12 protein-coding genes are annotated in these 12569 nt (G+C 44.7%); 11 read left to right on the top strand and 1 reads right to left on the bottom strand.

Features of this window, described 5'->3' with window-relative positions:
- The first annotated feature begins 182 nt into the window (after positions 1 to 182).
- The 6 genes from truA to purF all read left to right on the top strand — a co-directional run bounded on the left by truA (position 183) and on the right by purF (position 6059).
- Entirely contained in the window at positions 183 to 977 is a 795-nt protein-coding gene (gene truA, locus L3V35_RS13370; protein ID WP_004734161.1) for a tRNA pseudouridine(38-40) synthase TruA, read from the top strand.
- Positions 978 to 1153: 176 nt separating this feature from the next.
- Positions 1154 to 2080 (top strand): acetyl-CoA carboxylase, carboxyltransferase subunit beta, encoded by a 927-nt coding sequence (gene accD, locus L3V35_RS13375; protein ID WP_004734162.1) that lies wholly within the window; start codon positions 1154 to 1156, stop codon positions 2078 to 2080.
- Between the two features lie 42 nt (positions 2081 to 2122).
- On the top strand, positions 2123 to 3385 hold the full coding sequence (gene folC, locus L3V35_RS13380) for a bifunctional tetrahydrofolate synthase/dihydrofolate synthase (protein ID WP_108087026.1): 1263 nt from the start codon (positions 2123 to 2125) through the stop codon (positions 3383 to 3385).
- Positions 3386 to 3958, top strand: a complete 573-nt coding sequence (locus L3V35_RS13385) for an SPOR domain-containing protein (RefSeq protein WP_017084069.1) — start codon at positions 3386 to 3388, stop codon at positions 3956 to 3958.
- 61 nt (positions 3959 to 4019) lie between these two features.
- Entirely contained in the window at positions 4020 to 4511 is a 492-nt protein-coding gene (locus L3V35_RS13390) for a CvpA family protein (RefSeq protein ID WP_004734165.1), read from the top strand.
- Between the two features lie 33 nt (positions 4512 to 4544).
- On the top strand, positions 4545 to 6059 hold the full coding sequence (gene purF / locus L3V35_RS13395; protein WP_004734166.1) for an amidophosphoribosyltransferase: 1515 nt from the start codon (positions 4545 to 4547) through the stop codon (positions 6057 to 6059).
- 79 nt (positions 6060 to 6138) lie between these two features.
- On the opposite strand, the gene L3V35_RS13400 is transcribed toward purF, so the two are convergent.
- The gene (locus tag L3V35_RS13400) at positions 6139 to 7014 is read right to left on the bottom strand and encodes a LysR family transcriptional regulator (RefSeq protein ID WP_004734167.1); all 876 of its coding nucleotides are present in this window, start codon (positions 7012 to 7014) and stop codon (positions 6139 to 6141) included.
- 228 nt (positions 7015 to 7242) lie between these two features.
- On the opposite strand from L3V35_RS13400, the gene L3V35_RS13405 reads away from it, so the two are divergent.
- The 5 genes from L3V35_RS13405 (at position 7243) to L3V35_RS13425 (ending at position 12566) form a co-directional block, all read left to right on the top strand.
- Positions 7243 to 8346, top strand: a complete 1104-nt coding sequence (locus L3V35_RS13405; protein ID WP_004734168.1) for a response regulator — start codon at positions 7243 to 7245, stop codon at positions 8344 to 8346.
- 360 nt (positions 8347 to 8706) lie between these two features.
- Positions 8707 to 9078, top strand: a complete 372-nt coding sequence (locus tag L3V35_RS13410; RefSeq protein ID WP_065204975.1) for a YbaN family protein — start codon at positions 8707 to 8709, stop codon at positions 9076 to 9078.
- A gap of 161 nt (positions 9079 to 9239) precedes the next feature.
- Positions 9240 to 9785 (top strand): adenine phosphoribosyltransferase, encoded by a 546-nt coding sequence (gene apt / locus L3V35_RS13415; RefSeq protein ID WP_004734171.1) that lies wholly within the window; start codon positions 9240 to 9242, stop codon positions 9783 to 9785.
- Positions 9786 to 9803: 18 nt separating this feature from the next.
- On the top strand, positions 9804 to 12068 hold the full coding sequence (gene dnaX / locus L3V35_RS13420) for a DNA polymerase III subunit gamma/tau (protein WP_237300028.1): 2265 nt from the start codon (positions 9804 to 9806) through the stop codon (positions 12066 to 12068).
- 168 nt (positions 12069 to 12236) lie between these two features.
- Positions 12237 to 12566, top strand: coding sequence for a YbaB/EbfC family nucleoid-associated protein (locus L3V35_RS13425; protein WP_004734156.1), 330 nt, complete (start codon positions 12237 to 12239; stop codon positions 12564 to 12566).
- The last annotated feature ends 3 nt before the right edge of the window (positions 12567 to 12569 follow it).

Below are 12569 nucleotides of genomic sequence, written 5' to 3' on the forward strand. Positions count from 1 at the left end.
TAAAGGGTAGCGTTGGCTACCCTTTATTTTTAGATGAGCCCAAGCGCCTTTGTTTTATTTGGCTTCTTAAAACCACCGTCTAGGGCGGTAGTGATTGTTTATTGCAGTTTTAGCCCCATCCTATTTGGGCTAGCACTCATTTCCGTATATACTTCTTGCCCATTTTCAAAGAGAACAAGAACATGAAAATTGCTTTAGGTATTGAATATAACGGTACCCACTACTTTGGTTGGCAGCGCCAACGAGACGTGAAAAGTGTCCAAGAAGAATTGGAAAAGGCTCTTTCAGTTGTCGCGAATCATCCTGTAGAGGTTATGTGCGCAGGTCGTACAGATGCCGGAGTTCACGGTACGGGACAAGTCGTTCACTTTGAAACTAATGTTGATCGTAAAATGGTTGCTTGGACAATGGGCGCGAATGCCAACATGCCAAAAGATATTGCGGTTCGTTGGGCTACAGAGGTGAATGAGGATTTCCACGCTCGTTTTTCTGCAACTGCACGCCGTTATCGCTACATTATCTTTAATCATGCACTACGTCCTGGCATTCTGAATTCAGGCGTGAGCCATTACCATGGTCACCTTGATGAGAAAAAGATGCATGAAGCGGGTCAATACTTGTTAGGCGAGAACGACTTCACTTCATTCAGAGCGACACATTGTCAATCTCGTAGTCCATGGAGAAACATGATTCACTTAAACGTGACTCGTCATGGGCACTACATAGTGATCGATATTAAAGCGAATGCGTTTGTTCACCATATGGTGAGGAATATTACGGGTAGCCTAATTGCAGTAGGTAAAGGTGAGCAAAAACCAGAGTGGATCCAGTGGCTTTTAGAGGCTAAAGATCGAAAAGTGGCTGGCGCAACCGCCAAAGCGGAAGGCTTGTATCTGGTAGATGTTGATTATCCTGAACATTTTGAGTTACCACGAGAGCCAATTGGGCCTCTGTTTTTACCGGATAATTTGAACTAAATGTGAGACTTAGGTTCAAAAAATATTACGGTTTCGTGCGTAAAATAGTGCCAGAAAATAGGTACAACCAGTTTTTTATCTACAGTCGCTGTTTTATGTGCTTTAATTCCCACGCATAATTCCCAAATTTATTTCTTTCGCAATCAAGCGTAAGAATCGAAACAAAAAGGTCTTCCATGAGTTGGCTTGAAAAGATTTTAGAAAAAAGCAACATCGTAACATCTCGTAAAGCGTCTATCCCTGAGGGTGTTTGGACTAAATGTACTTCTTGTGAGCAGGTTCTTTATCATGCTGAACTAGAGCGTAACCTAGAAGTGTGTCCAAAATGTGACCATCACATGCGCATGAAGGCACGTCGCCGTCTGGATACATTCCTAGACAAAGGTGAGCGCGTTGAACTAGGTGCTGATCTTGAGCCACAAGACAAACTGAAGTTTAAAGATTCTAAGCGTTACAAAGAGCGTATCTCTACTGCTCAAAAGAACAGTGGTGAAACTGACGCGCTGATCGCAATGAAAGGTGAACTACTAGGTTTACCAATCGTAGCGTGTGCTTTTGAATTCTCATTTATGGGTGGTTCAATGGGCTCTGTTGTTGGTGCTCGTTTTGTGAAAGCGGTAGATGCGGCTATTGAGAACAACTGTGGTTTAGTTTGTTTCTCTGCAAGTGGTGGTGCTCGTATGCAAGAGGCATTGATGTCTCTAATGCAAATGGCAAAAACCAGTGCTGCTCTAGAGCGTTTATCTGCGAAAGGCCTACCGTTTGTTTCAGTCATGACTGATCCAACAATGGGTGGTGTTTCTGCGAGTTTGGCAATGCTTGGCGATATCAACATCGGTGAGCCAAAAGCGCTTATCGGTTTTGCTGGACGTCGTGTAATCGAACAAACTGTACGCGAAGACCTTCCTGAAGGTTTCCAACGCAGTGAGTTCCTACTCGATCACGGCGCTATCGACATGATCGTTGACCGTCGTGAGATGCGTCAGCGCGTTGCAAGCCTTGTTGCTAAAATGACCAACCAGCCTTCACCATTAGTAGTTTCTGTGAACGATTCACCGAATGAAGCTACTTATGAAGTACCAGAAGCGCCAGAAAAAGGGTAAAGTACCTTCTAACAAACCTACTTAATCATGGTTATGAGTTAGATGAGTCAACAACCTATTCCTCAAGCCACATCCTCTTTGGAGATGTGGCTTGATTATTTATCAAACATCCACACAAGCGCTATTGATCTTGGATTAGACCGAGTTCAGGCCGTCGCCTCTAAGGCAAACCTCACCAAACCTGCTCAACACGTTATTACTGTTGCCGGAACTAATGGCAAAGGCTCAACGTGTGCACTAATGGAAGCTATTCTGTTGGATGCTGGTTACTCAGTCGGTGTCTATAGTTCTCCTCACTTAATTCGCTATAACGAACGTGTTCGTATTAACGGCCAAGATCTATCCGATGAAAAGATGGTTCAGTCTTTCAATTTCATAGAGAAAGAGCGCGGCGAGATCAGCCTTAGCTTTTTCGAATATGGGACTTTAGCGGCGTTACGTGCTTTTCAAACTGAAGCGGTTGATGTTGTGTTATTAGAAGTGGGTCTAGGTGGACGCCTAGATGCGACGAATATCGTTGAGCATGATGTTTCTGTGATTACCAGTTTGGCTGTCGACCATGTTGATTGGCTAGGTGATGACATCAATGTGATTGGTTTTGAGAAAGCCGGTATTTATCGTAGTGGTAAGCCGGCTATCTGTGGTCAACCTAAACCACCAGCTACGGTTGCTGCTCATGCTGATGACATTAAGGCCGAGTTCTATCAGGTGGGTATCCAATACACCTATGATGTAGACGGCGATACGTGGAATTGGCGCAGTGGTGCATTCCAACTAGAATCATTGCCTATTCCAAGCCTGCCGCTACCTAACGCAGCAACAGCATTGATGGCATTAGGTACTTCGGAACTTAGCATTAGCGATGTGAACATCGTTAATGGCATGAAGAACGCACAGCTACCAGGGCGTATGCAGCAAATTAGCGAACAACCTGTGATCGTGCTTGATGTTGCGCACAACCCGCATTCGGCTGAATACTTTGCGCAGCAAGTAACGAAGAAGTATGCAGGCAAAAATTTACACGTTGTAGTCGCCATGCTTCATGACAAAGATATCCCTGCGACATTGGAAGTATTAGCACCAATCACAACACATTGGTACCCAGCTTCGCTGAACGGCCCACGAGCCGCAACAGCTGCTGAATTGTGTCAAAGCCTACCTCAAGGCGTAGAGCAGCATTCAAACCCTGTAGCAGCGTTTGAAGCGGCTTTAGCTTCTGTTAAAGGTGACGATGTTGTACTGGTGGTCGGTTCTTTCCATACTGTGGGTGAAGTATTGGAGCATTGGCAGAAAAAAGGAAACTAAATGGCAAGTAAATTCCAAAGCCGATTAGTCGGTACCATCATTTTAGTGGCCATTGGTGTGATTGTATTACCCGATGTGCTGGATGGTAAGAAGCTCCACTATAAAGAAGAGTTTGCAAGCATTCCGATTAAGCCAGAGCTTGATAGTAATGTAGAAGTTTTTGAAGTACTCGACCCTGTTGAAGATCAGATTGCACTGCCGGACTCTCCGGTTGAGCGAGTGGTTGAAAGTGGTGTTGATAATTCAGATAAGCAAACTGCGTCGGCTTCCAGTAACAAAGAAGCGGATAAAGTGGCAGTGGTGGTTAAGCCCGTACCGGAAAAAAATGAATACCAAGACAGTGCTTGGATTATTCAATTGATGGCTTTGAAGAATGCTGACAACGCAAAAAACGTTGTTAAGGATTTACAAAAGCGTGGTTACCAGGCTCACACCAAGCAAGAAAAAACGTTTACGCGAGTAATTATTGGCCCGGATGTCTCTAAATCCAAACTTGAGCGACAAATTAAGGAATTAGAAAAAATTACGGGTTCAAAAGGCCAATTGCTCAAATTTAAACCGTTAAATCCATAAGAAAACGTTTGCGTCAGCATTTTTTCTGTTAAAATGCGCGCCAACTTAAGATGAAGAATTCATGAATTGGTTAGATTTTGTCATTTTAGGCGTGATCGGCTTCTCTGCCGTGATCAGTTTAGTTCGCGGTTTCGCTAAAGAAGCGTTGTCACTTGTTATTTGGTTTGGAGCATTTTTTATTGCTAGCCAGTACTACGCTAAATTAGCCATGTACTTCACCAATATCGAAGATGAGATGTTTCGAAACGGAACTGCGATAGCAGCATTATTTGTTGCAACGTTAGTTGTCGGTGCCTTAGTTAACTATGTCATCGGTCAGCTAGTTCAGAAAACAGGCCTGTCGGGTACAGACAGAATCCTCGGTGTCGTCTTTGGCGGCTTACGTGGTGTTCTGATTGTCTCAGCAGTGTTGTTTTTCATGGATGCGTTTACTGCATTCCCAAGTTCTGAGTGGTGGGAGAATTCGCAGTTGGTTCCGGAGTTTAGCCGAATCATTGCGCCGTTCTTTGAGCATTTACAAGCAACATCTAGTTTCTTATCTGGCGCGCTTTAGCGCCAGTTAATGTCGAAAATCGAGGATTAGGACATGTGTGGTATTGTTGGAATCGTGGGTTCAACACCTGTAAACCAGTCTATTTATGACGCTTTAACGGTATTGCAGCATCGTGGCCAAGATGCCGCTGGTATTTGTACCATAGAAAGCAATCGTTTCCGTCTGCGTAAGGCGAACGGTTTAGTTAAAGATGTTTTTGAAGCAAAACACATGCAACGCCTCCAAGGTAACGTGGGTATTGGTCATGTTCGTTATCCTACAGCGGGAAGCTCGAGTGCTTCTGAAGCGCAGCCTTTCTACGTAAACTCTCCTTTTGGTATCACGTTGGCGCACAACGGCAACCTAACGAATGCAAGTGAAGTTCGTGAGAAGTTGTTCGAAAAAGACCGTCGTCATGTCAACACAACCTCTGATTCTGAAGTTCTACTGAACGTATTGGCTCATGAAATCGATACTGTTAAAGGTAATGTGACTTCAGAAGATGTGTTCCGCGCCGTTGCAAACGTGCACCGTACTATTCGTGGTGCTTACGCAGTGACAGCGATGATCATCGGCCACGGTATGATCGCATTCCGTGACCCACATGGTATTCGTCCACTGTGTCTTGGTAAGCGTGAAATTAACGGTAAAACAGAGTACATGGTTGCGTCTGAATCGGTAGCGTTAGACGCTGTTGGTTTTGATTTTATGCGCGATGTTGCCCCTGGTGAAGCTATCTACGCAACATTCAATGGTGAGCTTTTCACTAAACAATGCGCAGATAATCCACAATTAAACCCATGTATTTTCGAGTTTGTTTATTTTGCTCGTCCTGATTCATTCATCGATAAAATTTCGGTTTATAGCGCACGCGTTGAGATGGGTGAGATGTTAGGCAAGCGTATTAAAGAAGAGTACGCAGACCTAGACATTGACGTGGTAATTCCAATCCCTGAAACATCGAATGATATTGCGCTACGAATTGCTCAAGCGATCAATAAGCCATACCGTCAAGGTTTCGTGAAAAACCGCTATGTTGGCCGCACGTTTATCATGCCTGGTCAGCAACAGCGTAAGAAGTCGGTTCGCCGTAAGCTCAACGCAATTCGTTCTGAGTTTAAAGGTAAGAACGTTCTATTGGTTGATGATTCTATTGTTCGTGGCACAACATCAGAGCAGATCATTGAGATGGCTCGTGATTCTGGCGCAAGCAAAGTCTTCATGGTTTCTGCTGCTCCTGAGGTTCGTTTCCCGAACGTTTACGGCATCGATATGCCGAGCGCGACGGAGCTTATTGCTCATGGCCGTGACAACGAAACGATTTGTAAGCAGATCGGCGCAGACGCTTTGATTTTCCAAACGCTACCAGATTTAATCTCGGCGGTAGGTATGGGTAATCAAGACATCTCTCGTTTTGATACATCTGTATTCAACGGCGAGTATGTAACGGGTGATATCGACCAAGCGTACCTAGATTTCCTAGACTCTTTACGTAATGACGATTCAAAGGTTGAGCGTGAGATCCAACAAGATCTCGCGAACCTAGAGTTACATAACGAAGGCGCTTAGCGTACTCATAAAAAATGAGTAATAAAAAACCAGAGCATCGGCTCTGGTTTTTTTGTTTGCGGGGGAAGGGGATTGAATCTTAGTGAATGTGGTATGCGATCACAAAGTCGATAAACAATCTAACCTTCTCTGGCAGGTGGTCTTTGTGGTTATAAAGCATGTAAATATCACGAGGGTTAGCACTCCAGTCTTCTAAGACTTGCACTAAGCTGCCATCTTCAATGTATTCACGGATCATCACGTCAGGCATTAGGGTGATACCTAGGCCCTCAGAACAGGCTTGTCTCACGACATTAAGCGCATTCGCATTGAAACGACCTTTCTCGCTATTCACGACCGTCTCTTCATTCGAATTACTCAACTGCCACTTAATCAGCGGATAGCCTTTAAGTAGCGAATGATTCGCGAGCTCTTCTGCATGACTTGGTGCCGGGTTCTTCGCTAAGTAGTCAGGACTCGCGATAAGAATATCCTTCACTTCACTGATCTTTCTTGCGATTAAGCTTGAATCACGCTGCGGGCCGACTCTGAAAATGACATCCCACTCGGTTGGATCAAGCTGATCAGCCTGGTTGTTCATCATCAGCTCAATATTGATATCAGGGTATTGAGTCATGAATTCACTGAACATCGGCATCATCATGCGCTTGGTCAGGTTTGAGGGGGCGGTAATGCGAATCTTCCCTGAAGCACCTTTACACACGTCTGTGAGTTCTTCAGCAGTAGAAGATAGACGTTGTAGTAACGGTGAGCATTCATTGAAAAAACGTTCGCCAGCCTCTGTTAAAGAGAGTTTACGCGCGTGTCTATTGAGAAGCCTTAGGTTCAAAGAGTCTTCTAAGGCTTGGATGCGTCGTGTAATGGTCGCAACCGGAATCATAGTCTTGCGCGATGTTGCGGTGTAGCTCCCATTTTCAACGACAAGTCGAAAGAGGTTTAAATCATCTAATTTCATAAATCCAGACACATTTGTTTACAATCTCATCTAATTTATACGTAATATTGAGATCAATGTTTGCGTTACGTCAACTCGTTGCACTATTTACCAGTATTCCAACCCTTGTCACGAATTACCAGTAAAGAGTGAACATTTGTGTATTTAGTATTTTATTACTAAGTTTTATATTAGTTCTTAGAACAGATAACAATAATAATTCGACTTAGTTTTGTGAGGTTAGAGATTATGTACAAAACTCACAGTCAGCCAGTTATGACCTCGGCTCAGGAAGTTCTCAATCAAAAATGCGTTATGTTGGTTGATGATGATCCTATTTTTCGCCGGATAACCAGCGCGTACTTAGACAAGATTGGTTATAAAGTGGTTGAGGCTGAAAATGGGCTGGACGCTCTGCAAAAGCTTAGAGACTCAGCGCCAGATTTAATTGTGTGTGACTTATCAATGCCGATACTGGATGGCATTGAGCTTGTAGAAGAGCTCAGTTTAGAGTATCCGTCACTGCCTATGATCGTTGTGTCTGGCACCGATGATATGTCTGATGTGGCGAAAGCATTACGATTTGGTATCAAAGACTTTTTAGCGAAACCTTTAGAGGATCACGGTCACTTAGGAAGTGCGATTGCGAATACATTGACAGATTCGTTCGATAACATTTCAGACCAACGAGATTTTTCAAGCCAATGGTTCTGCGTTGATGACGGTGGCGAGATCCCTGAAGATCAAGAGCTGCATTGGCATCTAAACTACCTGCAAGATAACCCGAGTGCTGCAAGAGACTTATTGCACGCGCTGCTTCCAGAGAAAGACACACGACAAGGCTCATGGCGTTGCAGCTACCGTTTACTGCAATCAACAGAAATGATGCCGCTTGTGTTTGATTATGCGTGGATGATGAACGGGCAGTTTGCTTTTTACCTTGTCGATTCGTCGTCTTCTGATAACGGCGGCTCAGCGGCCACATTGTTGGTGAGAGCGTTATTCCACGATTACATCAGAAATAGAAAAGATTTTAACGTTGATCTCAAAGATATTGCGGAAATTTTGGAGAAGGGGATTCGTTGCTCTAAATGTTCAACCCCTGTGAATGCTTTGTTTGGTGTTGCTGACCTTGCTGTGGGAACTATCTCTATTTTACCTGCGGGTTTAGATGGACAATGGTCGAATGGCGAATTGAATCAACATATTGCGGCGGGCGAGCGCTTGGGTGAGAACTGTAAGAAGAACTTCATTACACGGGATCTTCCGATTGAACAAGGCTGCCAGCTATCATTGAGCCTGCTTGGATCGGCCAGTTTTAGTTTAGACATACACCAAGGGTCCACTGATTAACCCTATATTTCCTCGGTTTTTGTGAATAATTGATTAAGGTATAGTTGCGCAAATGGTGTGGCTATGCCTTTTTTGTTAAATGTCGATTTAGCAAAGCGGGTTTGGTTCGCCAGATACTTACCTTTACTAACAAAAATAAGAAGCAATCATGGCAGATAACAAAGACTTTCAAGACCCGTTTAATGTATTCTATTTTTTAGGATTTTTAGCCGCATTTTTAGCGATTCCATTACTACCAGCAACCCTTACGTTGATCAGAGTATTCAATGGTTACGCAACATTCTAGTTAAGCTATCGTCGCCGATTGGTGATAGCTAACTCAAGGAGGCCACAATTAGCGTTCGAGTTTTAAGCCTCAATATTGCTGGTGGCCTTTGTATCATTCTTGCAGTTCTAGGGATCGTTTTACCCGTTCTGCCAACCACGCCTTTTCTCCTTCTTGCCAGTGCATGTTTCATGCGAAGCAACCCCAAAGTTCACAAATGGATGCATGAGCATAAAACGCTGGGTCCCTTGTTGAACAATTGGTATCAACACGGTGCTGTGACCAAGCAAGTTAAAACGCGTGGCGTGTTCTTTATCTTGTTGAGTTTTGCGTTATCGATCTACTTTGCCCCGCTCATTTGGGTCAAGGTTTTCCTAATTTGTGTACTTGTTATTCTTCTCACATGGTTTATGCGACTTCCAACCCATGAGTTGGTTGCTGACAGCAAAGAAAATCACTACCATTAAGCCAGTGTGCCTGCTTGTATAGCGGGCGTTTATTATTTCAGCAATCAGAGTTATGACTCTCGTTGCAATGAATACCAATCGTACCTTTCCTTAATTCCGAGCGTTGATGTTTGATTCGTTAACGAGAGTTTGGAAAGCGGCCTAATGAAGTGCATAAGATTATGAACACAGAAAAAATCTCTCTGATCAAAGCAAGCATCAAAAGCATTCCTGATTACCCTAAAGCGGGTATTTTGTTCCGTGACGTAACAAGCTTGATGGAAGATCCTGCCGCGTACAAAGCGACAATCGACCTGTTAGTGGATACATACAAGGGCATGGGCTTTACTAAGATCGTTGGTACTGAAGCTCGTGGTTTCCTATTTGGTGCGCCTCTTGCTCTTGAGCTAGGTGTCGGCTTTATCCCTGTTCGTAAACCGGGTAAGTTGCCTCGTCAAACTGTGGCACAATCTTATGAGCTTGAGTACGGCACTGATACGCTAGAAATCCATACCGATGCGATCGTTGAAGGCGATAAAGTGCTGATGGTTGATGACTTGCTAGCAACAGGCGGTACGATTGAAGCGACAACAAAGCTGATTCGTCAGCTTGGTGGTGTGGTAGAACACGCTGCATTTGTTATTAACCTTCCAGAAATCGGTGGTGACAAGCGCTTACAAGGCTTAGGTCTAGAAGTGTTTAGCATCTGCGAATTCGACGGTCACTAATCCTTTTCGGAATTATTCATGAGCTATCTTGCGTTAGCGCGAAAATGGCGACCAACCAAATTCAAAGAAGTGGTTGGTCAAGCCCATGTTTTAACAGCATTAGAGAATGCCCTTAGCCAAAATAGGTTGCATCACGCTTACCTATTCAGCGGTACACGAGGTGTCGGTAAAACGACCATCGGCCGTTTGTTTGCTAAGGGTCTTAACTGTGAAACAGGCATTACTGCAACCCCTTGTGGTGAGTGTGCAACCTGTAAAGAGATCGATGAAGGTCGTTTTGTTGACCTGCTCGAGATCGATGCTGCCTCACGTACTAAGGTAGAAGATACCCGCGAGCTTCTGGACAATGTTCAGTACAAGCCTGCACGCGGTCGCTTCAAGGTTTACCTAATCGATGAAGTACACATGCTGTCTAGGCACAGTTTTAATGCGCTTCTAAAGACCTTAGAAGAGCCGCCTGAGTATGTGAAGTTCTTGCTCGCAACAACGGATCCGCAAAAGCTTCCTGTGACGATATTGTCGCGTTGTCTGCAATTCCATCTTAAGCCGATCAGCGTTGATAATATCCACGAGCAACTCGATCATATTCTTGAACAAGAAAATGTGACGTCTGAATCTCGTGCGCTTGGAATGATTGCTCATGCCGCTGATGGCAGTATGCGTGACGCGCTGAGCCTAACAGACCAAGCTATCGCATTAGGTAATGGCAATGTAGTGACAGACACTGTTGCTCACATGCTTGGAACGCTGGATACAGACCAAGCGATTCATCTACTTGAAGCGATTAGCAGTAAACAACCACAATTAGCGATGGCTTGCATTCAAGCTCTTGCTGAAAATGGCGTTGAGTGGGATGGATTGCTGAGTCAACTTGCGACTCAATTACACCGTTTGGCGATGTATCAAGCTCTGCCGTCTACTTTAGACAAGGCTCAGCCTGACGCTGAAAGGCTAGAACTGTTGAGCAAAGCGTTAAGCCCACAAGATATCCAACTCTACTACCAGATAGTGCTGAAAGGGCGTCAAGACTTGCCATTATCGCCAACCGCTCGTGTTGGTATTGAGATGGTGGTTCTACGTATGTTGGCATTCAGACCTGCTGAACAAACTGTTGCTACGGCTATCTCGACTGAGTCGACTAGCCCAGCGCCTGCTCCTGCAGCTCAGAATCCGGTTCAGAGTGTTGCTCAGCCAGTGAGTCAAGCTGCGCCAATGGCAGCTCCGAGACAGTCAGCTCAGGCTCCAGCGGTTTCACAGCCTCAAGTGCCTCAGCAAGCTCCTATTCAGCAGCCTGTGCAACAGCAACCGCCACAGAATCAGACCCAATATTCAGATTCGCAAGGTTACGCTGATCATTCAGGCAACCAAGGTTATCCAGAACAGGATTACCCGCACAGTCAGTATGACGCTCCACCTGCTTATGATGAACGTCCTAGCTACGGTGCGGAGCAGCCGATGAGTCCCATGACTCAGCAAACGAATTATCAGAATCAAGAGCAGCCAAATGTTGCTCCCGTTGCACCTTCTGTTCCACCAGCTTCGCAAGAGCGACCAGCGCGTGCAACTTCGCCTGTGAGTGGTTTACGTCACCAATTGCGTTCTCAACGTAGAGGTGGTGCAGCAACAGAAAACAAAGGTTCAGCGCCAAAAAAGGCTAAAGCGACACCAGCTAAAACTTCAGTTCTTGACCGAGTTGCTCAGCAACACGGTGGTTCTGAGCGGGTGTCGCCAGCTTCTTTATCAGCCTCTTCGACAGAAAATGTGACCAACGATAATGAACCTTATCGCTGGAAACCGTCTAAACCTGTAGTGAAAGAGGTGAGCAAAGAGCTTACACCTACTCAGATCAAGCGTGCGTTAGAGCATATTAAAACACCAGAAATGGTCGATAAATTGCTTCAAGAGTCGATTGTTCAAGATGAATGGTCCGCCACGATTCAAAAGCTAGAGACAGCCAAGCTTGTTGAACAGTTAGCATTGAACTCAGTATTTACTAAGATTGACACATCAATCACCTTAACGTTAAGAGCGAGCCAGGCTCACTTGAATACCGACCGTGCACAGAGTGAGCTATTACAGTCTCTCAATACTGTGCTTGGAGAAGAGTGTCATTTGAGTGTTGAAATTGGTGATGGTGGAGAAACACCGCTAGAACTGCGAGAAAGATTGTATCAAAGCAAGTTGAAAGACGCGTTTACCAGTTTGGAAAACGATGCCAACGTACAGTTTATCGAAAGACGTTTTGCTGCCGAGTTGGATAGAGACAGCGTTCGTCCAATATAGTGTTCCTCCAATATCGATATGCCTTTCATTTAGTGATGGGCATATCATCCTTGGAAAGCAAATCAGAGAACTGAACTCGTGGGGTTGAATCACAGTGTTTTAACCCCCATTTAAGTCCTTAGTAGCTTAAATGATTTTAATAAACCAATTAGACCAGAGAGTAATAACATGTTTGGTAAAGGCGGTATGGGCAACATGATGAAGCAAGCCCAGCAAATGCAAGAACGCATGCAAAAGCTTCAAGAAGAAATCGCAAATATGGAAGTTACAGGTGAGTCAGGTGCTGGCCTTGTAAAAATTACGATTACTGGTAGTCACAGTGTTCGTCGCGTTGATATCGATGAAAGCCTAATGGAAGACGATAAAGAGATGCTTGAAGATCTTATCGCAGCCGCTTTCAACGATGCAGCTCGTCGTGTCGAAGAGACTCAAAAAGAGAAAATGGCTGGCGTAACTGGTGGGATGCAACTTCCACCAGGTATGAAAATGCCTTTCTAAGCG

This window comes from Vibrio sp. L5-1 (genome assembly GCF_021728315.1).
Classification (GTDB): Bacteria; Pseudomonadota; Gammaproteobacteria; order Enterobacterales; family Vibrionaceae; genus Vibrio; species Vibrio splendidus_K.